The organism is Lipingzhangella halophila, from assembly GCF_014203805.1.
Lineage (GTDB): Bacteria > Actinomycetota > Actinomycetes > Streptosporangiales > Streptosporangiaceae > Lipingzhangella > Lipingzhangella halophila.
The window spans coordinates 2,576,433-2,602,153 of sequence record NZ_JACHJT010000001.1; the positions used below are offsets into that span (position 1 = coordinate 2,576,433).

27 protein-coding genes are annotated in these 25,721 nt (G+C 70.9%); 14 read left to right on the plus strand and 13 right to left on the minus strand.

The window, feature by feature from the left end; translation table 11 throughout:
• Window positions 1-36 precede the first annotated feature (36 nt).
• The 6 genes from F4561_RS11655 (at window position 37) to F4561_RS11680 (ending at window position 6,343) form a co-directional block, all read left to right on the plus strand.
• Complete coding sequence (locus F4561_RS11655) at window positions 37-1,536, plus strand: ABC transporter substrate-binding protein (RefSeq protein ID WP_184577910.1); 1,500 nt, start codon at window positions 37-39, stop codon at window positions 1,534-1,536.
• Complete coding sequence (locus tag F4561_RS11660) at window positions 1,533-3,287, plus strand: ABC transporter permease subunit (protein ID WP_184577912.1); 1,755 nt, start codon at window positions 1,533-1,535, stop codon at window positions 3,285-3,287. Before F4561_RS11655 ends, F4561_RS11660 begins: the two co-directional genes overlap by 4 nt.
• A gap of 194 nt (window positions 3,288-3,481) precedes the next feature.
• Entirely contained in the window at window positions 3,482-4,042 is a 561-nt protein-coding gene (locus tag F4561_RS11665; protein WP_184577915.1) for an HhH-GPD-type base excision DNA repair protein, read from the plus strand.
• Window positions 4,043-4,330: 288 nt separating this feature from the next.
• Window positions 4,331-4,963, plus strand: a complete 633-nt coding sequence (locus tag F4561_RS11670; RefSeq protein ID WP_184577918.1) for a DJ-1/PfpI family protein — start codon at window positions 4,331-4,333, stop codon at window positions 4,961-4,963.
• Window positions 4,960-5,421: a MarR family winged helix-turn-helix transcriptional regulator gene (locus F4561_RS11675; RefSeq protein ID WP_312885218.1), complete on the plus strand. Its 462-nt coding sequence runs from the start codon at window positions 4,960-4,962 to the stop codon at window positions 5,419-5,421. Before F4561_RS11670 ends, F4561_RS11675 begins: the two co-directional genes overlap by 4 nt.
• A 658-nt stretch (window positions 5,422-6,079) precedes the next feature.
• Window positions 6,080-6,343 carry a DUF4190 domain-containing protein gene (locus F4561_RS11680; RefSeq protein WP_184577921.1) on the plus strand — a complete coding sequence of 88 codons (264 nt, stop codon included), beginning with the start codon at window positions 6,080-6,082 and terminating at the stop codon, window positions 6,341-6,343.
• 18 nt (window positions 6,344-6,361) lie between these two features.
• Here the strand turns inward: F4561_RS11680 and F4561_RS11685 are convergent, their stop codons facing one another.
• The gene (locus F4561_RS11685) at window positions 6,362-7,489 is read right to left on the minus strand and encodes a PA0049 family protein (protein ID WP_184577924.1); all 1,128 of its coding nucleotides are present in this window, start codon (window positions 7,487-7,489) and stop codon (window positions 6,362-6,364) included.
• 214 nt (window positions 7,490-7,703) lie between these two features.
• Between F4561_RS11685 and amaB the strand changes: the two genes are divergently transcribed.
• Complete coding sequence (amaB, locus tag F4561_RS11690; protein WP_184577929.1) at window positions 7,704-9,260, plus strand: L-piperidine-6-carboxylate dehydrogenase; 1,557 nt, start codon at window positions 7,704-7,706, stop codon at window positions 9,258-9,260.
• 294 nt (window positions 9,261-9,554) lie between these two features.
• The gene (locus tag F4561_RS11695) at window positions 9,555-10,454 is read left to right on the plus strand and encodes a S1C family serine protease (RefSeq protein ID WP_221445458.1); all 900 of its coding nucleotides are present in this window, start codon (window positions 9,555-9,557) and stop codon (window positions 10,452-10,454) included.
• 64 nt (window positions 10,455-10,518) lie between these two features.
• On the opposite strand, the gene F4561_RS11700 is transcribed toward F4561_RS11695, so the two are convergent.
• Window positions 10,519-11,379, minus strand: a complete 861-nt coding sequence (locus F4561_RS11700) for an alpha/beta fold hydrolase (RefSeq protein WP_184577936.1) — start codon at window positions 11,377-11,379, stop codon at window positions 10,519-10,521.
• 120 nt (window positions 11,380-11,499) lie between these two features.
• On the opposite strand from F4561_RS11700, the gene F4561_RS11705 reads away from it, so the two are divergent.
• Together F4561_RS11705 and F4561_RS11710 are read left to right on the plus strand one after the other, a co-directional pair.
• The gene (locus F4561_RS11705) at window positions 11,500-12,429 is read left to right on the plus strand and encodes an oxygenase MpaB family protein (RefSeq protein ID WP_184577939.1); all 930 of its coding nucleotides are present in this window, start codon (window positions 11,500-11,502) and stop codon (window positions 12,427-12,429) included.
• On the plus strand, window positions 12,426-12,647 hold the full coding sequence (locus F4561_RS11710) for a DUF3099 domain-containing protein (protein ID WP_184577941.1): 222 nt from the start codon (window positions 12,426-12,428) through the stop codon (window positions 12,645-12,647). Before F4561_RS11705 ends, F4561_RS11710 begins: the two co-directional genes overlap by 4 nt.
• A 107-nt stretch (window positions 12,648-12,754) precedes the next feature.
• Here the strand turns inward: F4561_RS11710 and F4561_RS11715 are convergent, their stop codons facing one another.
• On the minus strand, window positions 12,755-13,660 hold the full coding sequence (locus tag F4561_RS11715) for an NADP-dependent oxidoreductase (protein ID WP_184577944.1): 906 nt from the start codon (window positions 13,658-13,660) through the stop codon (window positions 12,755-12,757).
• A 122-nt stretch (window positions 13,661-13,782) separates the two neighbouring features.
• Between F4561_RS11715 and F4561_RS11720 the strand changes: the two genes are divergently transcribed.
• Window positions 13,783-14,226: a winged helix-turn-helix transcriptional regulator gene (locus F4561_RS11720; RefSeq protein ID WP_184577947.1), complete on the plus strand. Its 444-nt coding sequence runs from the start codon at window positions 13,783-13,785 to the stop codon at window positions 14,224-14,226.
• 176 nt (window positions 14,227-14,402) lie between these two features.
• Window positions 14,403-15,488, plus strand: a complete 1,086-nt coding sequence (locus F4561_RS11725; RefSeq protein WP_184577950.1) for an endonuclease/exonuclease/phosphatase family protein — start codon at window positions 14,403-14,405, stop codon at window positions 15,486-15,488.
• Window positions 15,489-15,623: 135 nt separating this feature from the next.
• Here the strand turns inward: F4561_RS11725 and cynS are convergent, their stop codons facing one another.
• A complete protein-coding gene (cynS, locus tag F4561_RS11730) occupies window positions 15,624-16,061 on the minus strand; it encodes a cyanase (protein WP_221445459.1) in 438 nt (145 codons plus the stop codon).
• A 312-nt stretch (window positions 16,062-16,373) separates the two neighbouring features.
• Between cynS and F4561_RS11735 the strand changes: the two genes are divergently transcribed.
• Window positions 16,374-17,222 carry a formate/nitrite transporter family protein gene (locus tag F4561_RS11735; protein WP_184577956.1) on the plus strand — a complete coding sequence of 283 codons (849 nt, stop codon included), beginning with the start codon at window positions 16,374-16,376 and terminating at the stop codon, window positions 17,220-17,222.
• Between the two features lie 73 nt (window positions 17,223-17,295).
• On the opposite strand, the gene aroQ is transcribed toward F4561_RS11735, so the two are convergent.
• The 5 genes from aroQ to F4561_RS11760 all read right to left on the minus strand — a co-directional run bounded on the left by aroQ (window position 17,296) and on the right by F4561_RS11760 (window position 21,725).
• Window positions 17,296-17,727 carry a type II 3-dehydroquinate dehydratase gene (gene aroQ, locus F4561_RS11740; RefSeq protein WP_184577959.1) on the minus strand — a complete coding sequence of 144 codons (432 nt, stop codon included), beginning with the start codon at window positions 17,725-17,727 and terminating at the stop codon, window positions 17,296-17,298.
• 106 nt (window positions 17,728-17,833) lie between these two features.
• Window positions 17,834-18,841, minus strand: coding sequence for a DctP family TRAP transporter solute-binding subunit (locus tag F4561_RS11745; RefSeq protein ID WP_184577962.1), 1,008 nt, complete (start codon window positions 18,839-18,841; stop codon window positions 17,834-17,836).
• Window positions 18,842-18,895: 54 nt separating this feature from the next.
• Window positions 18,896-20,170 (minus strand): TRAP transporter large permease, encoded by a 1,275-nt coding sequence (locus F4561_RS11750; protein ID WP_184577965.1) that lies wholly within the window; start codon window positions 20,168-20,170, stop codon window positions 18,896-18,898.
• Window positions 20,167-20,730 (minus strand): TRAP transporter small permease, encoded by a 564-nt coding sequence (locus tag F4561_RS11755; RefSeq protein WP_184577968.1) that lies wholly within the window; start codon window positions 20,728-20,730, stop codon window positions 20,167-20,169. The genes F4561_RS11750 and F4561_RS11755 overlap by 4 nt, the downstream gene beginning before the upstream one ends.
• Window positions 20,727-21,725: a zinc-dependent alcohol dehydrogenase gene (locus F4561_RS11760; RefSeq protein WP_184577971.1), complete on the minus strand. Its 999-nt coding sequence runs from the start codon at window positions 21,723-21,725 to the stop codon at window positions 20,727-20,729. The genes F4561_RS11755 and F4561_RS11760 overlap by 4 nt, the downstream gene beginning before the upstream one ends.
• Window positions 21,726-21,892: 167 nt before the next feature.
• On the opposite strand from F4561_RS11760, the gene F4561_RS11765 reads away from it, so the two are divergent.
• Window positions 21,893-22,939 carry a LacI family DNA-binding transcriptional regulator gene (locus F4561_RS11765; RefSeq protein WP_184577975.1) on the plus strand — a complete coding sequence of 349 codons (1,047 nt, stop codon included), beginning with the start codon at window positions 21,893-21,895 and terminating at the stop codon, window positions 22,937-22,939.
• 84 nt (window positions 22,940-23,023) lie between these two features.
• On the opposite strand, the gene F4561_RS11770 is transcribed toward F4561_RS11765, so the two are convergent.
• From F4561_RS11770 to F4561_RS11785, 4 genes are all read right to left on the minus strand, one after another.
• On the minus strand, window positions 23,024-24,121 hold the full coding sequence (locus F4561_RS11770) for a pyridoxal-phosphate-dependent aminotransferase family protein (RefSeq protein WP_184577978.1): 1,098 nt from the start codon (window positions 24,119-24,121) through the stop codon (window positions 23,024-23,026).
• Between the two features lie 135 nt (window positions 24,122-24,256).
• Window positions 24,257-24,619 carry an antibiotic biosynthesis monooxygenase gene (locus F4561_RS33685; RefSeq protein WP_184577981.1) on the minus strand — a complete coding sequence of 121 codons (363 nt, stop codon included), beginning with the start codon at window positions 24,617-24,619 and terminating at the stop codon, window positions 24,257-24,259.
• A gap of 455 nt (window positions 24,620-25,074) precedes the next feature.
• Window positions 25,075-25,314: a type II toxin-antitoxin system PemK/MazF family toxin gene (locus tag F4561_RS32515; RefSeq protein ID WP_312885219.1), complete on the minus strand. Its 240-nt coding sequence runs from the start codon at window positions 25,312-25,314 to the stop codon at window positions 25,075-25,077.
• Window positions 25,315-25,380: 66 nt separating this feature from the next.
• Window positions 25,381-25,611 (minus strand): hypothetical protein, encoded by a 231-nt coding sequence (locus tag F4561_RS11785; protein WP_184577985.1) that lies wholly within the window; start codon window positions 25,609-25,611, stop codon window positions 25,381-25,383.
• Between the last annotated feature and the right edge of the window lie 110 nt (window positions 25,612-25,721).

The window sequence follows — 25,721 nt, forward strand, 5'->3', positions numbered from 1 at the left end:
CGGGACCGGTCCCCCCAGACGACAAGGAAGCCCTTCATGCAGTTCGCGCGCTCGCGCCCGGCCACCCCCGCCGCGGCTCTGGGAGCGGCGGCCGTACTCGGCGTGGCCGCCACGGGATGTTTCAGCGGCAGCACTGCCGGCGGAGACGACCGGCTCGCCATTGAGCTGGCGTTCCCCCCGGTCATGCAGATGTCGCCGTACAGTGACGACGCCGCCCTGCTCGGGCGGGTGGGAGCGGCCGAACCCCTCATCGCGCTCGACGACAACGGCGAGCCGCGACCGCTGCTGGCCGAGGACTGGGAGCAGAACGACGACGGCGCCTGGGAGCTGGCGCTCCGCGACGATGTGGCCTTCCACGACGGAACCGCGATGACCGCGGACCACGTCGCCGACGCGCTCAACCACGCCGCCGCGGCAAGCCCTCTGCCCCGCGCGCTGGCCGGCGTGGAACTCACGGCCGAGGCCACGGGCGACCACACAGTGTGGGTCGACACCGGCGAGCCCGACCCGATCCTGCCGCAGCGGCTCTCCTCCCCGGAGCTGGCCATCCTCGCCCCCGCCGCATACGAGGACGACCCGGCCATCCCCGACCCCGCGGGCGCGGGAACCGGACCCTACGAGCTGACCGAGGCCAGCGGGACCGCGGCCACACTGGAGCCGCACGAGGACTACTGGAATGGTGCGCCCCGCGCGGCCGGGATCGACGTGCGGTTCGTGGAGGACGCCGCCAGCCGGGTCGGCGCGCTGCGCGCCGGCGAGGCCGACATCGTCGACGCCGTCCCGGTCGCGGAGCTGGCCACCATAACCGACCAGAACGTGCTTGAGGTGCCGTTACCGCGCACGGTCGGGATGTTCCTGAACAACGACACGGGCGCCTTCACCGACCCGGAGCTGCGGGCCGCCGCCGCGGACGCGACCGACAGCGAGCCGATCGTCGAGGAGATCTACGAGGACCGCGCCGACGCGACCGAGGGAATCTTCGGCCCGGTCAGCGACTGGGCCGCCGAACGCCCCGATACCGCACCCGAGGCCGAGCCGGGCGACCCCGACGGCGAGCGGATCACCCTGGCCACCTACTCCGACCGCGCCGAGCTTCCCGAAGCCGCCTCCGCCGTGGCCGAGAACCTGCGCGACGCCGGCTTCGAGGTGGAGGTCGTCGTCCAGGAGTTCGCCACGATGGAGACCGACCTGATGGAGGGCGCGTTCGACGCCGTCATCGGTGCCCGCTCCTACCTGATCGAGACCAACGACCCCATCGGCTACCTCGCCTCCGACTGGGGCTGCGACGGTAGTTACAACCTCGCCCGGTTCTGCGAGGAGGATATCGACGACCTGATCACCCGGGCCGCGGCCGAGACCGACGTCGAGGAACGGCTCGCGGCCGCCGTGGAGATCGAGGCGGAGATCATCGCCACGCACTCCTTCGTCCCCCTGGCCGCGGAACGGGCCCGCATCGGGGTGGCCGAAGGCGTCGAGGGCGTGGTCGAGGACCCGCTGGAGCGCCGCATCGTGACCGAAGAGACCAGCGCGCAGTGACTCCGGTAGCGGGGGACGACGGCCCCCGGCGTGCGGGGCGATGGCTCGCCCCGCTGCGCGGTCCGCTCACGGCCCTCGCGTGGTGCACCGGAATCGCCTTCCTGGTGGGAGCACTGCCCTGGCTCAGTGGGGACGACCCCGCGCGGACGGTGCTGCGCGCCCGGTCAGCCGAGCGCGTGGCCGACCCCGAGGCGCTGCGCTCCGTCCGCGACGAGCTCGACCTGCCCACCGACCCGGTCAGCGGCACGCTTGGCTGGCTTGGCGGTGCGGTGCGCGGCGACCTCGGGGTCTCGTGGGTGACCGGCGCCCCGGTCGCCCCGGACATCGCGAACGCGCTCGGCGTCTCGGTCTCCCTCGCGTCGTTCGCGGCTCTGGTCGCGCTCAGCACCGGCATCCTGGTGGTCCTGCCCGGCCTGCTGCGCGCGGCCCGGGCCGGCCACCCGGGAGGCCGCGGGGCCGATGTGACCGGGGCGCTCCTTGCGTCGGTGCCGGACTTCCTGCTCGCCTCGGTGTTCCTCGCCATTGCGGCAGTGCGGTGGGATCTGGCTCCGACATCGGGGTGGGAGACTCCGGCGCACGCCGTGCTCCCGGCACTCGCGCTGGGCCTGCCCGCGGGCGGGTTGGTCAGCCGGGTCCTCTCCAGCGCGCTCGGGGCGGCGCTCGCCGAAAGCTGGATCCGCACGTGGCGCGCGACCGGGTTCGCGCCGCGCACCATCGCGGCGGCACTGCTGCGGCGCACGCTCGCCGTGGCGATGCCGCAGGTGATGCTGGTCTTCGCCGGCCTGCTCGGATCCGCCGTCCTGGTGGAGTCGGTGTTCGCCATTCCCGGCCTGGGACACACCGCGCTGGTGGGCACGCTCGCCCAGGACCTGCCGGTCGTGCAGGGGGCCGTCGCCGCGCTCGTCCTCGTGGGACTGCTCGCCGGCGGGATCGGAGTCGCGGTGCATCGGGCGCTGCTGGGGCCCGCGCTGGTCAGCTCCGGTTTGACCCCCGCTGTGCCGATCGTTCCGGCGGCGCGGCGGCTGCCCCTGGCGGTCGGTGGGGTGCTGCTGCTCGGAGTCGTGGTGGGGCTGACCCGCGATCCCGAAGCGATCTCGCTCACGGCGCGCCTGGAGCCACCATCGGCGGCCCACCCCCTGGGGACGGACCCCCTGGGACGCGACCTGCTGGCGCGTTTCGGGCACGGGGCGCTGCTCAGTGCCGGTGCCGGTGTGGCGGTAAGCCTCGTCGCGCTCGTCGCGGGCGGCGTCATCGGGGTCTCCGGGCGCCGCGCGCGGGCGGGTGCGGCCGACGTGCTCAACGCGCTCCCGCCGGTGCTGGTGGGGGTCCTGCTGGCGGCGGTAACAGGGCCCGGTCTGGCCGGGGCCGCGACAGCGGTCGCGCTGGTCGCCTGGATCCCGATCGCGGTCCACGCCCGAACCCTGGCGGCGGAGGTGCGGGCCTCGGGCTACCACCAGGCGGCGGTGGCGGGGGGTGCCACTCGCGGTTGGATCCTGCGGCGGCACCTCCTGCCTTCGGTGCTGCCCGCTGTGGCGCGGCACGCCCTGATGCGGGTTCCGCACAACACGCTGGCGCTGGTCGGGCTGAGCTTTCTGGGGCTGGGTGCCCCGCACGACTCCCCGGAGTGGGGGGCCATGCTGGCCGAGTCCATGCGCTACGTGGAGCGCGCCCCGTGGGCCGTCGCGGTGCCCGCGCTCGGCCTGGCGTTGCTCGGTGTCGTCGCGAGCCTCCTACGCACCGAGCGGCGCTGAGGTCCGCGGCCCGGGGCCTGCCCGGCACCTCTGGGCTGTTCGCCGAAGCGGTGGTGCTGGCCCGTAGCGGAGCCGGCGCGCGACCAGCGGACCCGTGGTAAATACCGAGGCAAGCGGGCAATGTCTCGGGAAAGAGGACGTCTGAGGCGGCCCCCTCGGGATAGGGGCGGTGGTGTGTGGAAAGGAGCGTTCGCATGACAGCAACACCGTCACTGCGGCTGGCGGGCGAGCCCGAGGCGGACCAGTTGCTCGCGGAGCAACCGCTGGCCCTGCTCATCGGGATACTGCTGGACCAACAGGTGCCGATGGAGAGCGCGTTCGCCGGGCCGAAGAAGCTCGCCGACCGGCTCGGCGGCCTCGATGCGCGGAGTATCGCTCAGGCGGACCCCGACGAGTTCGCGTCGGTCTTCGCCACCTCTCCCGCGGTGCACCGCTTCCCCGGTTCGATGGCCAAGCGGGTGCAGGCACTGTGCCAGACCCTGCTCGACAAGTACGACGGTCGGGCCGAGGGAGTCTGGAGCGATGGCGACCCTGATGGCCGCGAGGTGCTGCGCCGCTTGAAGGGGCTGCCCGGGTTCGGCGACCAGAAGGCTCAGGTGTTCCTCGCGTTGCTCGGCAAGCAGTTGGGGGTGCGCCCCGAGGGGTGGCGCGAGGCCGCGGGCCGCTACGGGCAGGAGGGCACCCGGTTGTCGACCGCTGACGTGGTCGACGAGCAGACCAGGGCCGAGATGCGCGAGACGAAGAAGTCGTCCTAGGCAGTGTTCTCTGGGCTCGCTGCCGCTCGCCGGGTCGGGCGCCTGGAGGCCGGGAACCTTCGGGCACCTCCGGTGTGCCGCCCCGGTCGGCTCCGCGACTCGCGGACGCCCCACCTGCGGACCCTCCAGAACCCCGGCGGCGCCCGACCCAGACGGCCACTCGGTAGCCGAACGGCAGGAGCGGGCGCGGCTGATTGCGGCCGGCCCGTTCTGCTTCCGCTGGGGCACTATGAAATCTACAATGTAAAGGCAATTGACAGCATGCTGTCGTTATGACAATATGCTGTCATGGTAAGCGAAACTGTGCACGTTGCCGTCTACGACACTCTCGCCGACTGGGAGGTGGGCCACGCCATCGCCCACATCCGCACCGGCGAGTGGCAGCGCACGCCCGGCCGCTTCGACGTGGCCACTGTCGGCGAGACCCGCGATTCCGTGCTGACGCTGGGCGGGGTGCGCATCACCCCCGACCTGGCGCTCGCGGAGCTGAACCCGGCTGACAGCGCCATGCTGATCCTTCCGGGCGCCCAGGTCTGGGATGCCGCTCCGGAACGCTTGGCGCCCTTCGCCCAAACCGCTCGCGCGTTTCTCGATGCCGGGGTCGCGGTCGCGGCTATCTGCGGGGCGACCGCCGGGCTCGCCCGCGAAGGGGTGCTCGACGACCGCGAGCACACCAGTGCTGTCGCGGGCTACCTCGCCGCGACCGGATACAAGGGCGCCGCCCACTACCGGGACGTCCCGGCGGTGGCTGACGGCGACCTGGTCACGGCGGGGCCCACAGCCCCGGTCGCGTTCGCGCGCGAGATCCTGGGCCGGCTCGACATCGCTGAACCCGATGTTCTCGACGCGTGGTACCGGTTGTTCGCGGAGTCCGACCCGAGTGCGTTCGAGGTTCTGGCGGCGGCCGAGGAGCGGCGGTGACCGAAACGGGAGAGCGGTCCGCAGCCGAGCTGCTGTCATCGAGCGCGCTGACGGTGTTCCGTCTCAACGGCCAGGTCCTGGAGGTGGCCGAGCGGATGGCCCGGCCCGCGGGGCTCACCGCGTCCCGGTGGCAGGTCCTCGGCGCGGTGCTGCGCGAGCCGCTTCCCGTGGCCGGGATCGCCCGCGCCATGGGCATCACTCGGCAGAGCGTGCAGCGGATCGCCGACCGCCTGGTCAGTGACGGTCTCGCCGAGTACCGTCCCAACCCCGCGCACAGCAGGGCGAAGCTGCTTGCGCCCACCGACGCCGGGCGGGCGGCGGTGCGGCGCATCGTGCCGGCGCACCAGCTCCTTGCCACACGCCTGGCCGAGGAGCTGGGAACGGAGGAGTTCCAGCGAGCGCTTGAGGCGCTCGAGAAGCTGTCCGCGGCATTCGACCGGATCGAGCCGCCCGCCTGACCGGCCGCCGCGGCCCGGGGCGCGGACCAGGACCGTTTCCGCTGGCCCAGCGGGAACGCCGGGCGGTCAGACAACGTATGCCGCGCTCGGCAGGCACGGATCTGTGCCCCCGCATGCGGAGGTGCAGGTGGCGACACGTTCCCACCGCGCCGGAATCCGGCGCGGTGGTACAGGCGTTCTCGGCCCGCTCTGATACCCAAGATGAAATCTACGATGTAAAGGTGGCTTTTTCTGCCAACCGAACCAGAAAAGCCCACCCGGGCAATTGCCGGTTCCGGCCAGAAAACAGAAGGAAACACGACGATAAACGCGAGCACCTGGCATGCTACGGTTCCCTTCGCCAAACGGTTTCTGAAACTACTGGGCAGTAGCGCGCCGGCGAAACCGGGGAGACGTGCTGCTCACCTGTTGGTCAAACCAGTACCGACCGTTTGAGAGCATCGTCGTGGGTCGCGGGCGGTCTGGCCGGCGGCCGTCAACGAATCACGAAAGGACAGGTCGCATGGCCTACGGTCCAGGAGCGGGCCCCCCACCCCCGCCCCCACCCCCGCCGGGCGGCGGCGGATGGGGAGCACCCCCGCCACCTCCGCCTCCTCCGGACGGCGGTTACGGCGCCCCGCCGCCCCCACCGCCACCCCCGGGATACGGTCACGGCCACATGGGCAGGCCGGCCAACCAGGGCAACGCGATCGCCGCGCTGATCGTCAGCGCGCTCATGCTGTGCCTGTGCTGGCTCTTCGCGCTCCCGGCCGTGATCCTCTCGATCATCGGTATGGTCCAGGTGAACTCCAACCCGAAGGCTTCGCGCGGCTGCACGCTGGCCGCTTGGATCCTGGTCGCCGTGGCCGCCGTGGCGGGCATCCTCTACTGGATGTGGTACGGCTGGGCCCTGAGCCCGTCGTCCTACGACTACTACTACTAAGGGCGTGCGCGCCCAGGGTCAGCCTTCCAGCGCCGCTGCGACGATGGCCCGTAGTTGGTCCAGGATGTCGGCGCGGTCGCGTTCGAACGGTGCCCCGCCGAGAGCGGCCGCATCCTCGTAAGCCGTATCCAGTGCCGGCGTGCTGACATGGCCGGCCGGTATGGTGCGCCCGGTCGCCGCGCGCAGCCGAGTATTGCGGTAGGCGATCTCGTTTGCGAAGCCGGCACCGGCTCCGCCGGCACGCCCCCGTGAGCCCGGGGTGGGGCCGTGCGCGGTTTCTGCGGCCTCCTCGCGCCCCGCGGGAATCTCGGTGACCGCGGTGCTCTCGCGGACCGCGAACCGCCCCGAGACCCGTTCCATGATGACCTGCCGCGGCAGGGTCGACGCGCTCCACTGCGGGCGCACCCATGGATAAGGGTCGTCGACGATGGGCGTCGCACCCGGTGCGTGTGCTCGCTCATTGTCGGGGATATCGGCGCGCCACGGACACGCGTGGGCGACCAGAACGAAGTCGTCGCTCGTTCCCTCGCTCAGCGTGATTACGGCGTCGGCCGCCGCGGCCGACGCCGTGTACTGGGCAAGCAGGGTGCGTTCCACGATCCCGCCGGTGAGGTCGCGCCAGCGGATCGGGAAGACCGCGGTGCGCACCACAGCGGTGTGTTCGCCGAGGTCGAAGGTGGCGTCGTTGAGGGCGAGCGCGGCCGCGCCCGCCGGGTTCGACCGGCGCGGATCTTCGTCGAGGCGGTAAGGGTCGCAGCCGGTGACGATGACCCGCAGCACCCGGTCGTCGGGTGGGAACACCAGGTCGTCATGGCCGCGTGACGCGTGCTCCAGCCGGGTCAGCAGATCCCGGTAGTCGTGCTCGCCCAGTGCGAAGGCGGGCCGCCAGCCGCGCAGCCGCGCACTCAGGCCCAACCTCGCCCAGTACAGCGGACGGTCGTCGGCGGTGTCCTGCCGGACGGCCTCGGTCCACAGTCTGCGCCCGTGCGAGGTGACGACCCGCGTTGCCTCCGCGAGGTCGCTGGCCGAGGCCAGGTCAGCGGAGAACAGAGGGGCCGCCGCGGCGAATCCGGAACGGCGCAGGATGGTCTGCGGAGTCTCCAGGTCGGCGCGCCCCTCTTCGGCTGTCAGGGCGATGTCGTTCATCTTTTCCAGTTCGATCGTCGGGCGCGGTGGGTGCGGCGGTGCGGATTTTACCGGTGCTTCTGGTGGGCCGCGCCGCCGCCGTGGATGCCGCGGCGCGCGCGGCTCGGGCGCACGGGCGCCCCGGTGGGCGGTTAGCAAGGATCGGGCGCGGGAACGTGAACTCGTGCCCAGCCGGTTGATGTTCCTGACCCCCTCTCGATGGAGAGAGCAACCCATGTCCACCTCGATTACCTCGCCAACGTCTGCGATTCCGCCCACCGACGAGATCGGCGACCGCGCCGAGGCGGCGCTCGCGCGCTGCGGCGTCGACCACCTGACAGAGGCGGGCGCCGCCGGGCGGCTCTACGCCCGGACCCCCATAACCGGGGGAGCGCTGCTGGCCCTGGCGCACGCGACCGAGCGTGATGTCGACCATGCCATCACCGCTGCCCACGAGACCTTCCAGACAACCTGGCGGGACACCCCCGCTCCCGAGCGCGGGGCCCTGGTCCGCCGCCTTGGCGACCTCCTGCGCGAGCACAAGTACGACCTCGCCGACCTCGTCTCGATCGAGGCGGGCAAGATCCGCTCGGAGGCCGCCGGCGAAGTGCAGGAGATGATCGACATCTGCGACTTCGCGCTCGGGCTGTCGCGGCAGCTGTACGGGCGCACGATCGCCTCCGAACGCCCGGGCCACCGGCTGATGGAGACCTGGCACCCGCTCGGCGTCGTCAGTGTGGTCACCGCGTTCAACTTCCCCGTCGCCGTGTGGTCGTGGAACACCGCGGTCGCGCTGGTGTGCGGGGACACCGTGGTGTGGAAACCCTCGGAGATGACGCCATTGACGGCGCTGGCCTGCGATGCCCTGCTGTCTCGGGCGGCCGCCGAGACCGGGGCGCCGGCGAACGTGCACCAGGTTCTCCTCGGCGGGCCCGATGTGGGGGAGCGGCTGGTCGACGATCCGCGGGTCGCGCTGGTCTCCGCCACGGGTTCGGTACGGATGGGGCGCACCGTCGGCCCGCGCGTCGCCGCACGACTGGGCCGGTGCCTACTCGAACTGGGCGGCAACAACGCCGCGGTGGTCGCGCCCTCCGCTGACCTGGATCTGGCGGTGCGCGGCACGGTTTTCGCGGCCGCCGGCACGGCGGGCCAGCGGTGCACCTCGCTGCGTCGGCTGATCGTGCACGAGGATGTCGCCGAGACAATCACCGACCGGATCGTCGCCGCCTACGAACAGCTCCGTGTCGGCGATCCGCTCAACGAGGACACCCTGGTCGGGCCGCTTGTCGGGGAGCGCGCGTATACCGCCATGCGCGAGGCGCTCGCGCAGGCCACCGCCGATGGCGGTGCTGTCCTGGTCGGTGGGAACCGCTGCCTGGAGCAGGAGGCCCCCGACGCCTACTACGTGGAGCCCGCTGTGGTGCGGATGCCAGTCCAGAGCGCGATCGTGCGGGAGGAGACGTTCGCGCCGATTCTCTATGTCCTGACGTACCGGACGTTCGACGAGGCCATCGAGCTGCACAATGGCGTATCGCAGGGCCTGTCCAGCGCCGTGTTCACCCGGGACCAGCGCGAGGCTGAGCGGTTCCTGGCGATGTCCGACTGCGGGATCGTGAACGTCAACATCGGCACGTCCGGTGCCGAGATCGGCGGAGCGTTCGGCGGGGAGAAGGACACCGGCGGAGGCCGGGAGTCGGGCTCGGACGCGTGGAAGGCGTACATGCGCCGGGCCACGAACACTGTCAACTACTCCGATGAGCTGCCGCTGGCGCAGGGGGTTCGCTTCCTCTAGCCGCGCCCAGGAGGGGGTGGGTGGTGCCGCCGGGAGGGGGGACGGCGGCACTACCCGTCGGTAACTCTACTGTTTGGCACCGGTCCTGGCCACGCCCACCAACGTCGCCAATGCGCCGTATGCGGCTTTTCGGGGGGATGCAACGGGGTGTGATGCCGAAAATTCGTGTAAAACCACGAGCTGGTGGCGTCCGGCCGCAACGGTGGCGTCCACGAACGGGCATGCGCCGCACACGCTGAACGTTGTACTGGTATGGAGCCGGAACGCGATGAAATGGACGCCTACAGCCGGGTTGTGACGACCGTGGCTGGGCAGGTGCTGCCGAGCGTGGTGACGCTGAGCGTGCGCGGCGAGGAGGGCGGCGGCGGTGTCGGCTCAGCTGTGCTCTTCAGCGGCGACGGGAAGCTTCTCACGAGCGCGCACGTGGTCGCTGATACCGACAATGGGACGGCGACGTTCAACGATGGCGCGGAGTCGCGCTTCCATGTGGTCGGCGCCGATTCGCTCTCCGATCTCGCGGTGCTGCGCGTCACCGAGGCCGAGCGGGCGACTCCCGCGGTGCTCGGCGACGCCGACGCGCTGCGGGTGGGCCAGCTCGTGGTCGCGGTGGGCACCCCTTCGGGTCTCGACGGGTCGGTGACCGCGGGGGTGGTCTCGGGCCTGGGCCGGTCGCTTCCGGCGCGCGAGGGGCGCCACGTCCGGCTGATCGACGACGTGATCCAGACCGATGCCGCGCTGAACCCCGGTAACTCCGGCGGGGCGCTGGCGGACAACACTGGGCGCATTGTCGGGATCAACACCGCGGTCGCGGGCGTCGGGCTCGGGCTGGCGGTACCGGTGAACTCCACGACCCGGCGCATCATCGGCGAGCTGGAGTCCACCGGGCGGGTTAGGCGGGCGTGGCTCGGCGTGGCCGGGGTGCCCGTCCCGTTGTCGCCCGACGTCGCCGAGCGCACCCAGCAGCGGCGCGGGCTGCGGGTCGTGGAGGTGGTCCCGGGCAGCCCAGCCGGTGTCGCCGGGGTCTTCCTCGGCGACGTGCTCATCTCCGCCAATGGCGAGCCGCTGTACAACGTGCAGACCCTGCAGCGCATGATGCTCGGCCCGGCGATCGGCAGCCGGTTGCCCATTACCCTGTTGCGCCGTGGCGCCCTGGTGGACGTGGTGGTGATCCCTTCGGAGCTGACCACGGGCTGAGCGCGCTCACCGCAGGGCGCGGTGGGCGCGCTCAGCCCGCGTGCGCCGGATCGGCCGCATGGGCTCAGGCGTGCGACTTCAGGTGGGCGAGGATCGGCGGGATGATCCGCTCGGGATCCTCCTCAGGGAGCCAGTGCGTGGCGCCGTCGAGGTCGACGAACTCGTAGGGCCCCGTGACCCAGCACGCCGTCCGTTCGGCCGCCTGGCGGGTGAAGGCGAGATCCTCGGTGCCCCAGAGATAGAGCGTCGGCACGCTCACCGCCGGAACCTGGTAGTCGCCGCGGCTCATCGCGCGGTACCAGTTCAACGCGGCCGTCAGCACGCCCGGATCGCTGAGCCGCCGAATGTTGTCGTCGACCAGGTCGGCGGGCACACGCTCCTGGTAGATGTCCCGGAGTGCGGCCGCGCCGTCCGCCAGCAGTATCCGCTCGGCCTCGCCCTCGGCGCGGAACAGCTCAAAGTAGGCCAGGTGTTCGCGCTGCTCGGCCGACTCCGCGAGCACCGTGGAGAGCGCGCTGGGATGCGCGGTGGAGAGCACGGTCAGGGTGCTGATCCGGTCGGGCGCGCCGGCCGCGGCCGGCCAGGCGATGACGCCGCCCCAGTCGTGGCCCACCAGGTGGAACCGCTCGGCGCCGAGCGCGTCGGCGAACCCGAAGATGTCGCCCACCAGGTGCTCTCCGCTGTAGTCGGCGACGTTGTCCGGACGCGCGCCGGGGGAGTAGCCGCGCTGGTCCACCGCGACGGCGCGGTAGCCGGCCTGCGCCGCCGCGGCCATCAAGCCGCGCCAACACGTCGCGAACTCGGGAAAGCCGTGCAGGAACAGCACCAGGGGCCCAGTGCGCGGTCCGATAGCCAGGGCGTCGAACGTCAGGGAGCCGTGGCGTAGGGTGAGCTTCTCCGCGTCGGGGAAGAGGTCAGCGGACATGGAGTCCCTCCCTGCGAAGTTCCGAGTGGTGGCCCTGTCCACCGAAGCCTACCGACGGGACAGGTCGCTAGACTTGCCGATGCCTAAGGCCGTGGTCGAGCGGGAGAGGACGCGGGGGACATGAGACCGACCGTCGCCTCACCGGAGAGTGTTACCTGGCGGGTCCACCTCGACAGGGCCATGTGGGTGGCCGGCGTGCGCGCCCTGATGCTGCAGGCCCTGCACCCCGTGGCCATGCAGGGTGTGTGGCAGCGTTCGGACTTCATGCGCGACCCGTTGCAGCGGCTGCTCCGCATCGCGCATTTCATCGCGGTCACCACTTACGGAAGCCCTGAGGAGGCGGAGGAGCTGGGCGAGCGGGTGCGGACGGTGCACCGCAGCATGTCGTTCACCGATCCGGCCACCGGGGAGGCGTACCGGCTGGACCAGCCCGATCTGCTGGTATGGGTGCACTGCGCCGAGGTCGTCTCCTACCTGGAGGTGGTGGTGCGCGCCGGTCTGCCGCTGTCCGCCGCCGACGCCGACCGCTACCTCGCCGAGCAGGCGCACACCGCGACCTACGTCGGGTTGCGCCCGGACGATGTCCCGCGGTCGGTCGCCGAGATGCGCCGCTACCTCGCGGAGGTCCGCCCGACGCTGCGCGTCACCCCCGAGGCCACCCAGGCCGTGCGGTTCCTGCTGTGGCCCGCGGTTCCCGAGCGGTTGCGCCGGCTCGCTCCGCTGCGTCCGGCGTGGTTCCCGATCGCCGCCCTCGCCTACCACTGCCTGCCCGGCTGGGCGCGCCAGCAGTACGCAGTGCTCCCGGAGGCGCCCGGTACGCAGGCGGCCACAACCCAGGCGCTGCGGGCGTTCCGGCGGACGCTGAACGCGAGCCCGAGGCACCTGTACAACCGGCTGTTCGACGAGGAGACCGTGCGCAGCGCCGAGGCGGCGCGCGAGCGGTTGGCCGCCGCGGGCTACGACATCCGCGGCGGCTTCCCCCGGGGGCGCCGGGTCGGAGACCGCACACCTGACCCCGGCCGCCCGGCGCGACTAGACTCGGTCGCATGAAACGGCGCGTGCGCCGCTACGCGTGGCTGATGGGGACCTGCCTGGTGCTCTTCGCCGGGTCGCTCCCGGTGTACTACGTGTTCGGAGTCGGCTGGGCGCTCCTGATGTGCGTGGTCGCGATGGTCATCCCACCGTTCGCCGCCATCATCGGCAACATCTCGGACCCCCGCGACCCCGAGGACCACGACGCGCTCTACGGCCCCAACGCCGAGCGCTAGCGCCGCCCCGCGGAGCGACGCGGCACTCCCGGTCCGCGCGCGGCGGTGATGCCGGGGTGTGCGGGGGCGCGGGCCGACCAGTGAGATGAGCCGGCCCACGACCGAGCTCAGGGCGCGAGGACGTACTTCCCCCGCACGCCGCCCTTCGCGACCGCGCGATGCGCCTCGGCGGCCTGTTCCAGGGGGACTACGGCGTGCACCCGCGCTGGAAGTCGGCCGTTCGCGGTCGCGGTGAGGAGCGGGGCCAACCGGGCGCCGTCCGGTTGCGCCACCACCACGCGGACCGTGATCCCGCGCTCCTCCGCCGGCGCGGCGCCCGGCTGCACTCCGACGAAACGGCCGCCGTCACGGACCATCGCGACGGCCTGATCCTGGAGAGCGGCACCGTCGGCGACGGCGTCCCAGCCGGGGGTTTGTTCGGTGACGAAGCCGGCGCCGAGGTCGCGCACGAACTCCTCGTCCGCGGCGCGGGCCAGCCCGGTGACGCGCCAGCCGCGGTCCTGGGCGAGTGGGATGACATACCCCCCGACCGCGCCCGCCGCCCCGGTCACCAGCAGGCTCCGGCCGCCACCGTCGCCGAGCAGGTCGACAAGCTGGGCGGCGGCCAGGCTGTTGAGTGGGACCGTGGCTGCCACGGGCAGAGTGAGCCCGTCGGGCACGAGGGCGATGTCTTTCGCCGGGACCACCAACTGCTCGGCGTATGTGCCGAAGTCGCGGTCGAAGCCGGCGACCAGTCCGGCGACGCGGCTGCCGACCGGGAGATCGACATCCGGGCCGGTGGCGGCCACGGTGCCGGCGAAGTCCCAGCCAAGGCCGGTGTGGTCCGGCTGGTCGACCAGTCCGAGGTCGTGGAAGACCCCGGCGGCGAGCGCCAGATCGACGGGGTTGACCGCGGCCGCGGCGATCGCGACCCGGACCTGGCCGGAGCCGGGATCGGCCTCGGGGACGTCGATGATCTCGATGGAGTCCGGCCCGCCCGGGGTGCGGACGACGGCGGAACGAAACGTGCTCATGGTCGCTGTCTCCTACTTGTGGTGCTCGTGGTTACTGCACCACGATGAGCGAGAAGCTCTTCATCGGGAAGTAGGCACTTGAAAGTGCGTAGGGCACCGTCAGGTGGGAAGAGAGGACCGGAATGGCGACAATGACCGCGGCCCAGAAGCGGGAACAGGCCAAGGAAACCTACGACGCGTTCCTGGCGCGCTGCCCCAGCCGTCAGCTCCTGGACCGGATCTCCGACAAGTGGGTCGCCCTGGTCCTGGCCGCGCTCGGCAGTGACGGCCCGCATCCGGGGGCGGACTGCGGAGGCGAGCCGCAAACGATGCGTTACTCCGAGCTCTCGCGGCGGCTCGCCGGGGTGAGCCAGAAGATGCTCACCCAAACCCTGCGCTCGCTTGAGCGCGACGGGCTGATCACCCGCACAGTCACCCCCACCGTGCCGGTAACCGTCACCTACGAACTGACCGACCTCGGCATGTCGCTGCACGCCGTGATGCACGGCATCAAGACGTGGGCCGAGGCGCATATGGGCGAGGTACTGGCCAACCGCCAGGAGTACGACTCCCGCGGCCCCGCCTGACCCCGCCGCGCCGTGTGCGGCGGCGCACCCGGGTGAACAGGTCGACGGCCGCGCCGAAACATGATCCAAAGGGCCCAAGGAGAGTTGGGCCAGAAGGTTGGGCCCCTGGACCCTTGTTCATGCGCCGCGGTACGGCAATTCTTACGGGAACCGTTGTTGGGCCGTGGGAGGACGTCATGGCGGACACGCAACCAGACCATGGCGCGTCGTTTCTGGAGTACTCCGCGACTATCGCGCTGGTGTCTACTGTCGCGGGTGCCGTGCTTTTCAGCTCCGCGTCGATGGGCGAGAGTGTTTCCAACGGAATCAAACGCGCGATCGACTGCGTCGTGCATATCGACCGGGATTGCGCGGTCGGTTCTCCCGAGGACGGCGACGCGGCTGCGGAGGATCCTTCCGGGGCTGGCCCCGGAAACGGCGACGACGACACATTGCCGGTCATTGATGACGGCAGAGCGCCGGGCGAGTACCAGATCGGGTCGTTCAACATGGCTGGTGGGAACGCGGACGAATACGACCCGGATACCTCCGCCGAGGCCCTGATCAACAGCCTCGAGGATCGGCTTCCCGGCGTCGTCGCGGTACAGGAGGCCTGCGAGTCCGACATGGATGAGGTCGATTCGTCCATGGAAAACTACACAACTGTGTTCCAACAGGTCGAAAAGGTGGACAGCGAATCGGGCGGCAGGTCCGGAGCGTCGTGCAAGGAGGTCGACTCCCCGTTCGGTAACGCGCTCGTCGTCCGCGACGATATGGGGTTCGATACCGAAAACGAAGAGGTCCATGAACTGTCTCCCGAGGACGAGGTGACCGAGATGCGCCAGATGGTGTGCGTGACCTCGGAGACACAGCAGATGGCGGCGTGCACCGTCCACCTGACCAGCGGGAATGGGAAGGAAAAGGACGCTATCCGCGAGGAGGAGACCGCGGAGGTCCAACGAATCCTCGCCGAGGAGTACGGCGACTACACGGTCATTCTCGGCGGTGACCTCAACGCCGATCCTGGATCGGCCGCCACCAACAACCTCTACCACGAGGACTACGGCGACGACGCGCAGGGCTCACTGATCGACGCGTCGGGAGAGTGCGGGCACGAGCTCAGCTCAGGCTGCCGCGAGGGAGAGGGGACCCTCGGATCGGAGAAGATCGACTATGTCTTCGTCTCCGACGACGTCGAGGTCCAAGGGACGCACACCGGTGATCCCCACCATTCCGACCACGACCTGGTGTGGTCGGACGTCTACATCGACCCCGACTCCTGACCCGGCGGCGATACGAGAGGGTCCCTGCCTAACGCGGCACGGGTGCCGCGGGTGGGAGGCACCGGCCCTGTTCCGCCCCGGCCGGTTGTCCCGGGCCAGCCGGGGCGGTGCCCGCAGCGTTGGAGCGCGCCGCTCTCACCAGCGATAGTCCAGGAACTTGCCGTCGAAGGTGACAACGACGCGGTCGCCTTCGGGATCGGGGCGGCGAGCGACGTCGACCTTGAAGTTGATCGCGCTCATGATCCCGTCGCCGAACTCCTCGTGGATCAGCTCCTTCAGCGCCGGCCCGTACACCGCGAGCGCCTCGCTGAACCGGTAGATCGTGGGATCGGCCATCACCTGCGGGTCGGTGCCCCGCGACGGCTGCTGCTCCAGACTCTCGGCGACGGCCTCGTCGAGGTCGAGCAGCTTGCGGACCGCGTCCGCCTGTTCCCGGGTCATCGGGTGCTGCCCCAGCAGGGCCGAGGTCGTCCACACCAGCGGTGCCCCCAGTTCCTCGGCGATCCGCGCCCAGCTCAGGCCGCGCCGCACCCGCGCGGCCGTGATCAGTTCGGCGGCCTCGGACTTGCTCATGATCGGCTTCATTGCGGCTCCCGGAATCGTGGCACTGTTGGGGACACCGCCAGCCTCTCATCATGGATTTTCGCAGGCCATCAGGGAAACCAAGATTTCACCCGCGCGAAACGCGTCGAGCGGGCCGGGCCGGCGTCCTGCGTTCGTCCCGGTTCAGCACACGTGCGGCGCTGCGGTGAGCAGAAAGTAACGCCGCCGCCCATACCGCGGCACACGGGGGAAACATCCGCCCCGCACACTCGCCGGGAATCACCTGGTCAGCCAGTGGTGCAGGCATGACTACGGGGCACGTCCGGCAATCGAAGGGATGGTATGTCCTACCTCACCCCACCCGAGTTCGCGACGAAGATGGTCGACGCGGGCGAAGCCAAGATCAAGATGTCCACCCGCGACACCCTGATCCGCGCCTTCATGGCGGGGGCGATGCTGGCGATGGCGGCGGCGTTCGCGGTCACGATCACCGTGCAGACGGGCCAACCGCTCGCCGGCGCCATCCTGTTCCCGGTGGGCTTCTGCATGCTCTACCTGCTCGGGTTCGACCTGCTGACCGGGGTGTTCACCCTGGCACCGCTGGCCCTGATCGACCGCAGGCCCGGAGTGCGGTTCCGCTCAGTGCTGCGCAACTGGGGGCTGGTCTTCGTCGGCAACTTCGCCGGGGCCTTCATGGTCGCCGCCATGATGGCCGTGATCGCCACCACGGGCTTCTCCACCGTCCCCGACGACGTCGGCCAGCAATTGGGCACGATCGGCGAGTCGCGCACAGTGGGGTATGCCGAGCACGGCGGCGCCGGAATGCTCACCCTGTTCATCCGCGGTGTGCTCTGCAACTGGATGGTCTCCACCGGGGTGGTCGCGGCCATGATGTCGACCTCGGTGTCCGGCAAGGTGCTCGGCATGTGGATGCCGGTCATGCTCTTCTTCTACATGGGGTTCGAGCACTCGATCGTGAACATGTTCCTGTTCCCGGCCGGGCTGCTGCTCGGCGGCGACTTCTCGGTCGGTGACTACCTGCTGTGGAACGAGATCCCCACAGTGGTCGGCAACCTGGTCGGCGGGCTGACCTTCGTCGGGCTCGTGCTCTACGCGACGCACGTCCGCAGCGGAGGGTCCTCGACGAAGGCACCCCTGCAGGAGGATGTGCGCGTTCCCCTCACCCGGTGATGGCCGCAGTCCCGCTGACGCACCCCCAACGGTCCGGCCTGATCCGCGGAGCCGGGCCGTTGGGGGGCGTGGCTCAGCGCCAGTTGGCGCGCAGCCAACGCAGCGCGAGAGCGTAGCCGTCGGTACCGAACCCCGCCATGACGGCCGTGGCGACTGGCGAGATGTAGGAGTGCGCGCGAAACGCCTCGCGCGTGTGCACGTTGCTGATGTGCACCTCGATCAGTGGTGCCCGCAGCATCGCGCACGCGTCGCGCAGCGCGACCGAGGTGTGGGTCCACGCGGCCGGGTTGAGCACCACGGCGGCCTCGTTGTCGGCGGCCTCGTGCACCCAGGAGAGCATCTCGTGCTCGGCGTCGGTCTGCCGGACGTCGACGTCGATCTCCAGCTCGCCGGCCACCGCGCGGCAGGACTCGACAAGCTGCGGGTAGGTCGTCGTGCCGTACGTCGCCGGCTCGCGGCTGCCGAGGCGGCCCAGGTTGGGGCCGTTGAGGACGAGAACCTGCACTGGGTGACCTTCTCTCACGTTTCGGGTACGCGGCGGTGGCCGCGGGCCGCGCGGTGGGCGGCCGGGTCATTGGGAGGGTACGCGCCCGACCCGGCCGCCAGGGAGGTTACGGGGCCTGCTCGCGGATCAGCTCGTACATCTCGTGCTGCCGACCGCCGAGGTTCTCCCCGAAGTAGTCCGCGGCGAGCTGCTGGAACGCCTCGCGGTCCACGTCCTCGACCACCTCGACGTCGCCCGTCCGCTCCCACTCGTCGAGGATCTCGTCCTCCTCGTCCTCGATGCACTGGCGGTTCTCGGGGCGGGTCTCCTGCACCGCGGTCTGCAGCGCGTCCTGCTGATCGGAGTTGAGGCTCTGCCAGTGCTCCTCGTTGATGACCACGAGCTGGGACCCGGTCTGGTGACCGGTCATGCTGACGTGGCTCTGCACCTCCTCGAAGCTCTCCGCGGCGACGGTCGCGATCGGGTTCTCCTGGCCGTCGATGACCCCCTGTTGCAGGCCGGTGTAGACCTCCTCGAACGCCACCGGTTCCGCCTCGGCCCCAAGCGCCTCGGCGTTTTCCAGGTAGACGGGGGAGTCCGGGAACCGCATGCGCAGGCCCTCGAGGTCGGCGGGCTCGCGGATGGGCTCGTTGGCGGAGAAGTGCCGCATGCCGAAGTACCACACGTCCAGCACGCGCGTTCCGGTCTGCTCCCGGAAGTCCGACTTCAGCTCGTCCGCGGCCTCGCTGTCGAAGAACTCGAACAGGTGGTCGGGCCCGTCGAAGGTGTAGGCGGTGTCCAGCACGCCGATCGGCTCGTAGGTGGCGGCCAGCGCCGACGACCCCTGCACGTCCATCTCGACGTCGCCCGACATCACCGAGGCGAACCGGTCGTCGTCGTTCCCGAGCTGGCTGCCGGGGAACGTCTCGACGGTCAACCCGGCGTCGGAGTCCGCGACCTTGTCGGAGACCGCCTCGATCCCGCACGCGGTGTGCGGGTGCTCGGGGGCGTAACTGTTGGCGAACGACAGCGTGACGTCGCCGTCGTCCGTTCCGCCGCATCCGGTGGCCACCAGGGCGGCGCCGGAGAGCGCTGCCAGTATCTGGTAGCGCCCGGTTCGGGTACTCTTTCGCATCGTCTCCTCCTGGGGTGTGCGGGGGTGGCCCGGTGGGAACCGGGCCGGGCGGGGTCACAGGCCGAGAAGGCCGGGCAGGACCAGCACGGTCTGCGGGAAGAACGTCACGACGGCGAGCACCGCCAGCAACGGCACCAGGAACGGCGCCGTGCCGCGGAACACCTCGTGCACGGGCAGGTCGGTCACCGGGCTCATGACGTACAGCACCGCCCCGATCGGCGGGGTGAGCAGCCCGATCATCAGGTTGAGGATCATGACGACACCGAAGTGCAGCGGGTCCACCCCGAACTGCCCGGCGATCGGCAGCAGAATCGGGACCGTGATGACCAGCGCCGACGTCCCTTCGAGCACCGATCCGAGGACGATCAGCACGATGTTGACCATCAGCAGGAAGGCGAGAGGGCTGTCGGTCATGCCGAACATCGTGTCGGCGACGAGGAGCGGCACCTGCTCGCGCGCCAGGATCCAGCCCAGCAGCCCCGACGCGGCGATGATCAGGGTGATGGACGCCGTGGTCACGGCGGTCTCGCGGAGGATGCCCGGGACGTCGCGCAGCGCGACGGTGCGGTAGCCGAACCCGAGCAGCAGCACGTAGGCGGCACCGACCGCGGCCGCCTCGGTGGGGGTGAAGAAACCGCTGAGGATCCCACCGAGGATGATCACGGGAGCGCCGAGCGCGCCGATCACCCGCACCGTCGCCCGGGCGAGCCGGCGGATACTGAACGGATCGCCCTTCAGTTCCGGGTGCCGACGCGACCACAGGAACACCGCGAGCGCCAGGCCGATGGCCATGAGGAAGGCCGGCACCACCGCGGCCGCGAACAGCGCCCCCGTGGACACCGCCGCGATCGAGGCGTAGATGATCGCCGGGATGCTCGGCGGCATGATCGGACCCACCAGGCTCGACGCCGCTGTGACCCCGACCGCGAACCGTTTGGGGTAGCCGTTGCGCACCATGGCGGGAACCTCGACCTTGCCCAGGCCGGCGGCGTCCGCGAGCGCCGACCCGCTCATCCAGGAGAAGCCGAGGCTCACCCCGATGTTGACGTAGCCGAGGCTCGCCCGGAGGCGGCCCAGGAGCGACAACGCGAACTCGAAGAGCCGGTCGGCGATCCCGGCGCGGTTGGCCACCACGCCGACGAGGATGAACAGCGGTACCGCCAGCAGCGGGAAGCTGTCGACCCCCTCGGTGACCTGCCGCAGGCTCAGGCCCAGGGACTGGCCGTTGAGCAGCATGTAGAGCAGCGAGGGCCCCAGAAGGGAGAACGCCACGGGCACCCGCAGCGCGAGCAGGGCCACGATGCCCAGTGCCAGCAGGATCATGCTCACCCGATCGGCCCTCCTGAGGTGGGGGTGTGCGGTGCGGACCGCTCGTCGTCCGCGTCGTCCGCGTCGGCCCGCGGAACGGCGATCGCGAGCACCGCCCGGATCGCGGTCAATGACAGCCCGACGAAGGGGACCGCGAAGATCCAGCGCACCGGAATTCCGAGCGACGGCGAGGTCTGTATCGACGGCTGCCGCAGCAACTCGTAGGCCTCGGCGGCGTATCCGACGCACACGGCGGCGACCACGACGTTGGCGAAGATCCGCACCCCGCGGAGCACGGCCCCGCTGGCCGCGTAGTCGACCAGCTTCAGGCTGATGTGGCCGTCGCGGCCCATCAGGTAGCCCGCCAGGGCGAAGGTCAGCCACACCAGGCTGAACCTGGCCAGCTCACCGGTCCACAGCCAGCCGCCGACGGGCAGGTAGCGCTGGCCCGCCTGGACCAGCATCAGCACGAAGATCAGCAGGACCAGGAGTCCGCCGACGACCTGCTCGGCGCCGCCGACCCAGCGCAGGACGGCCCTGGCACCGCGGCGTACGGTCCCTGCGCGGGCCTCGGCACTCATTGGCTGCCCTCCTGCCACACGGCCATGTTGATCCACGATTTGCCGGGGGCGGTGCGGGCCCGCGCGAAGGCCGTCGCCGCCTCCCGCGGGGCGAAGCCGGCCTGGAGGGTCCGCGCGGGTAACAGCGCGCCGCTGGCGACCGCTGCCACCGTGTCGCGGAAGTCGTCCGGGTGGTCGTAGATGAGCACGCCGCGCACGCTCATCTGCCGCTGCACCAGGTCCCGGGTGGACAGCGGAACGGGGTCGGCGGTCATGCCGATCACGATGGCCGTGCCGGTCCTGGCCAGGGCCTCCATCGTGGTCTGCCACCCCTGCGGCGCCCCGGTGGTGTCGAACGCGAGGAGGTACTCGTCGCCGCGGTCGAGGTCGGCCCGTTTGGCCCCCAGCGTCTCAGCGAGGGCCAGCCTGCCCTCGTGCGGCTCGGTGACGCGGACCTCCGCGCCGGCCTCGACGAGCGCCTGGCAGAGGAGCAGCCCCTGCGAGCCGGCGCCCACGACCAGGCACCGGTCGCCGGCCGCGGCACCCGAGCGCCGCACCGCGGCACGCGCCACCGCGAGCGGCTCGACGCACGCGAGCGACTCGTCGGCGACGTGCTCGGGGACCGGCCAGGTGAAGCGGGCCGGAACCGCCACGCGTTCGGCGAGCAGGCCGGGAGTGTTCATCCCGACGATCTCGCGCCGGGTGCACGCCGACGTGTGGCCGGCGCGGCACGGGGGGCACTCGAAGCAGCAGTAGTTCGGCTCGATCGCGACGCGCTGGCCGACCCGGCGGTCGGTGACACGGGAGCCGACAGCGACGATCTCTCCGCCGCCCTCGTGGCCCATGACCCACGGGGACGAGGGAACCGCCCGGTTGCCGTCGTAGACGCTCAGGTCCGATCCGCATAGCCCGACTCCGCGCACCGCGACGATGACATCGTGCGGGCCCGCGACGGGTTCCGGCCACTCCTCGACCACCTCAACGCGCTGAGGCTCGGTCAGAACAATGGCCCTCATCAGGCAACTCCTTACAGTGAACGCGATCGGCACGCGCTGTGACGGCTGTCACAGGCGACGTTCGGGTCAAACCGTAGAACGACCCGATTCGTTATGACAATCGGTTGCCAAAAGTTGCCATTAGCCGTACAACTGGAACCGTCGACGCGTTCCCTGGAGGTCAGCCCGTGCAGCAGCAGGATCCCGAACCGGCGGGGGAGACGGAACCGGTAGCGGGCGCCCCGCGGCGGCCCGCGACCATCTACGACGTCGCCCGCGCGGCAGGGCTGGCCACGTCGACCGTTTCCCGGACCTTCAGCAACCCCACCCGGGTGAGCGCGCGCACCCGCGAACACGTGCACGCCGTCGCGGAACAGCTCGGCTACCAGCCCAACCCGCTGGCGCGCGCCCTGCCCTCGGGCCGTACCCGGACCGTGGCGCTGATCGTCGCCGACATCACCAACCCGCACTTCTTCGGCATCATCCGGGGTGCGGAGGAGCAGGTGCGCGCCGCCGGGTTCACCCTGATCCTCGGCGACAGCAAGGAGTCGCCGGAGCTGGAGGCGCGCCACGTCGAGCAGCTCAGCCGGTCCGTGGACGGGTTCCTGATCGCCGCCAGCCGCATGGCCGACGACAGCATCCGGGAACTGGCCAGTCACCGGCTGACCCTGATCAACCGGCAGGTCGACGGCTACTCCAGCGCGATCGTGGATGTCGTCGACGGCACCCGCCAGATCGTCGAGCACCTCGCGTCGCTCGGCCACACCTCACTGGTGTACCTGGCCGGTCCGCGCAGGTCGTGGCTGGCCGCGCAGCGCTGGCACGCGCTGAGGACGGCGGCGCGCGCACTCGGCCTGACCGCGACCCGGCTCGGGCCGTTCCCACCCACGATGCACGGCGGTGGCGCGGCCGCCGACGCCGCGCTCGGCTCCAAGACCACCGCTGCCGTCGCCCACAACGACCTGCTCGGTATCGGGGTGCTGCGCCGGTTCGCGGAACGCGGGGTCGGTGTCCCCTCCGACATCAGTGTGGTCGGCTACGACGACATCTTCGGTGCCGACTTCTGCTCGCCGCCGCTGACCACGCTGGCCGGGCCGTTCGAGGAACTGGGACGGGCCGGCGTCGACCTGCTGCTCCGGGCGCGCGGGCCAGAGCGGCGCGGCCCCCAGCCCCAACAGCTCGTGCTGCCCGCGCACCTGGTCATCCGGGGCTCCACCGGACCGGCGCCGGGCTGACACCCGTGCGGCGGGCAGGGACCGGGACGCGAAACGGGAGCGCGGCCCCGTGGCAGTTCGGCCGCGCTCCCGCGGTCGCGCGGGTCAGCGGCCCAGCACCCGCCGCAGTGCCGCAAGGATCAGCTCGGCACGGTCGAGCCGGGCGTTGTGGCCCATCAGGCCGATCCGCCACACCGAGGCGGCGTAGTCGCCCACCCCGGCCCCGATCTCGATGCCGTACTCGGTGAGCAGTTGCTCGCGCACCTTCGCGGAGTCGACGCCCTCCGGCACGCGTACCGAGGTCAACTGCGGGAGCCGGTGGCCTTCGGCGGCGAACAGCTCCAGGCCCATTTCCTGCAGCCCGTCCTGCAGCCGCCGCCCGGCCGCCTGGTGCCGCTCCTGGACGGCGTCCAGGCCCTCCTCGTGCAGCCGCGCCAGCGCCGCGTCGAGCGAGGCGACCATCGCCACCGGCGCCGTGTGGTGGTAGGCGCGCCCGCTGGGCCCGCCGCGCACGTAGCCGCCCAGCAGGCCCAGGTCGAGGTACCACACCGGCGGAATCTCCACGCGGCGCTCCCACGCCCGCTCGGAGAAGGTGAACGGCGCCAGCCCCGGCGCGACACCGAGGCACTTCTGGGTGCCCGAGTAGGCGATGTCGACGCCCCACTCGTCCACGGCGACCTCGATTCCGCCGAGCGAGGTCACGCAGTCGGCCAGCAGCAGGCTTTGCGGCGAGTGTTCCCGCAGGGCCGCGCCCAGGCCGGCGATGTCGCTGCGCGCGCCGGTGGAGGTCTCGGCGTGCACGGCCGCGACCAGGGCCGGCGAGGGGTGGGCCGCCAGGACGCGCTCGGTGTCCACGGGGTCGCCCCACGGGTGGTCCACCCGCACGACCTCGGCGCCGTACCGGGCCGCCACCTCGCACATGCGTACGCCGAACAGTCCGTTGACGGCGACCACGACGACGTCGCCGGGGCGGACGGTGTTGGCGAAGGCCGCCTCCATGCCGATCGACCCGGTCCCGGAAAGGGGAAGCGTCACCGGGTTGGCGGTGCCCCACGCGGAGCGCAGGTGGTCGCAGGTGCGTTCGAGGACAGCGATGAATTCGGGATCGAGATGGCCGAGCAACGGTGCCGCCAATCCCGCCGTGGCCTCGGGATACGGGTTACTCGGTCCGGGTCCTAGAAGTGTGCGCTCGGTCAATGCCATGAGGATCACTTTAGGGGCTGGTGGGCGTGGCCCGGTCACCCGGTCGGCGGTGTGCGGGCGCCCGCACGAGCGTCTGGGGAACGACCAGCCCCGCACCCGGGCAAGGGGAAGGCCGCTACGGAGCGGCGTTCGCGGTCAGGGGTCGAGGCGCTGCGGCCCCGGACCGACCTCGTGGACGACGGTGTAGGTGGGAGCTTCGCTCATGCGCACCTCGGCCTTACCGGACAGGCCCTCCAGGGCCGTGCGGATGGCGTCCATCCGGGATTCGCCGTCCGAGGTCGCCACGAAGTCGCGGTAGTCCGCCTCGCTGGCCCAGTGGACGATGGTGTACACGCGGGCGCCGTCGGTGCTCGCGTGGAAGCGGGCCGACCGGTAGCCGGGATAGAACCGCACCCACCGCTCCTGGATCTCCGCGAAGGCCGCCACGAGCTCTCGCTGGGTGTCGAAACCGTCGACGGTGTAGTCGATGATCGAATAGAAACCGGAGTCCGCGCTCACGTAGGTGCTCCTCGGGGTCAGGCGGCAGGTACTGGGAGCCCATCCTGCAACCTCAATCGCGATTGAGGTCAAGGTTCGCGGGCAGAGGCGCGAACACCCTCGACTCTTGCGGCGCTCGCGGCCCCGAAGAAGAGTTCCGGTCGTGGCGCGGAAACGGCCCGCAGCCTGCGAGCCTCGCGATACGGCCGGTGGTGCGCGGTTCGCGAGAAGGACGGACTGGCGTGAGGCGGGACCAACGGCCAGGGTCGCCGACGCGTCCGTTGACGGCAGCGCTTCGGGCGGGCGGCGCGCCTTCGTGCGATGGGGACTACGCCGCCGTAGCAGCACTCCACGAGGAGGGCCACCGTGACCGAGCACCAGCATCCGCACGCGGAGCGGGAGCACGACGGTACCGGCGCCGCCACACCCCGGGGTGGCGGTTGGTCACGCCCGCACACCCACGCTTGCCCTGGGATCTAGTCCAGCCCGAGTACGTCGCGCAGGGCGGCGTCGACCGCGGACATCTCGTCAGCGTTAAGTTGACCAGCGAACTCCGCGAGTCGTTTTTCCGGGTCGACCGCGGTTACTTGTTCGACCAGAACCCGAGTCTTGGTGCCGTTGATCTCGATCTCCGGCCGGAACGAGGCCGATCGGCGCCCTGTGGAGGTCGGGGCCACCAGCCAGGTGGACAGGGGGACGTCATCGGACTGGACCACCACGGCATAGCGTCTCCGGCTTGCTCGTGGCCACAGTTGTCACGTGGCGCCTTGAGCCGGTAGAGGTCACCACGCACTGTACGACTCCATCTCCGTGGCGAGCTCCAGTGCCGCGCGCACGTCATCTGGGTCATCTCGAAGCGCCTCGGCTTCGGCGCGCAGACGAGCGCGTTGCTCCTGGCGCTCAGCGGTGAGGATGGCCTGCCGCGCCGCCTCGGACCGGGATTTACCGTCGCGGGTCAGGTACTCCAACGCGCGTTCGACGTCGGGGTCGGTGCGGAACGTAAGTGCACTCATATGACCAAGTGAATTACATTGCGCGGGACGCCTGGTCTCCAAAAGAGCGGATCCACCGGCCGGGCCGTTGCCGAGCGCTCAGCGTCGGTGGCGCTTCCTCGTACGATGGG

Coding starts and splice junctions, on each gene's coding strand:
- F4561_RS11655 (WP_184577910.1), top strand. CDS start 37: ATGCAGTTCGCGCGCTCGCGCCCGGCCACCCCCGCCGCGGCTCTGGGA.
- F4561_RS11665 (WP_184577915.1), top strand. CDS start 3,482: ATGACAGCAACACCGTCACTGCGGCTGGCGGGCGAGCCCGAGGCGGAC.
- F4561_RS11670 (WP_184577918.1), top strand. CDS start 4,331: ATGGTAAGCGAAACTGTGCACGTTGCCGTCTACGACACTCTCGCCGAC.
- F4561_RS11680 (WP_184577921.1), top strand. CDS start 6,080: ATGGGCAGGCCGGCCAACCAGGGCAACGCGATCGCCGCGCTGATCGTC.
- F4561_RS11685 (WP_184577924.1), bottom strand. CDS start 7,489: ATGAACGACATCGCCCTGACAGCCGAAGAGGGGCGCGCCGACCTGGAG.
- amaB (WP_184577929.1), top strand. CDS start 7,704: ATGTCCACCTCGATTACCTCGCCAACGTCTGCGATTCCGCCCACCGAC.
- F4561_RS11700 (WP_184577936.1), bottom strand. CDS start 11,379: ATGTCCGCTGACCTCTTCCCCGACGCGGAGAAGCTCACCCTACGCCAC.
- F4561_RS11705 (WP_184577939.1), top strand. CDS start 11,500: ATGAGACCGACCGTCGCCTCACCGGAGAGTGTTACCTGGCGGGTCCAC.
- F4561_RS11710 (WP_184577941.1), top strand. CDS start 12,426: ATGAAACGGCGCGTGCGCCGCTACGCGTGGCTGATGGGGACCTGCCTG.
- F4561_RS11715 (WP_184577944.1), bottom strand. CDS start 13,660: ATGAGCACGTTTCGTTCCGCCGTCGTCCGCACCCCGGGCGGGCCGGAC.
- F4561_RS11720 (WP_184577947.1), top strand. CDS start 13,783: ATGGCGACAATGACCGCGGCCCAGAAGCGGGAACAGGCCAAGGAAACC.
- F4561_RS11725 (WP_184577950.1), top strand. CDS start 14,403: ATGGCGGACACGCAACCAGACCATGGCGCGTCGTTTCTGGAGTACTCC.
- cynS (WP_221445459.1), bottom strand. CDS start 16,061: ATGAGCAAGTCCGAGGCCGCCGAACTGATCACGGCCGCGCGGGTGCGG.
- F4561_RS11735 (WP_184577956.1), top strand. CDS start 16,374: ATGTCCTACCTCACCCCACCCGAGTTCGCGACGAAGATGGTCGACGCG.
- F4561_RS11745 (WP_184577962.1), bottom strand. CDS start 18,841: ATGCGAAAGAGTACCCGAACCGGGCGCTACCAGATACTGGCAGCGCTC.
- F4561_RS11755 (WP_184577968.1), bottom strand. CDS start 20,730: ATGAGTGCCGAGGCCCGCGCAGGGACCGTACGCCGCGGTGCCAGGGCC.
- F4561_RS11760 (WP_184577971.1), bottom strand. CDS start 21,725: ATGAGGGCCATTGTTCTGACCGAGCCTCAGCGCGTTGAGGTGGTCGAG.
- F4561_RS11770 (WP_184577978.1), bottom strand. CDS start 24,121: ATGGCATTGACCGAGCGCACACTTCTAGGACCCGGACCGAGTAACCCG.
- F4561_RS11785 (WP_184577985.1), bottom strand. CDS start 25,611: ATGAGTGCACTTACGTTCCGCACCGACCCCGACGTCGAACGCGCGTTG.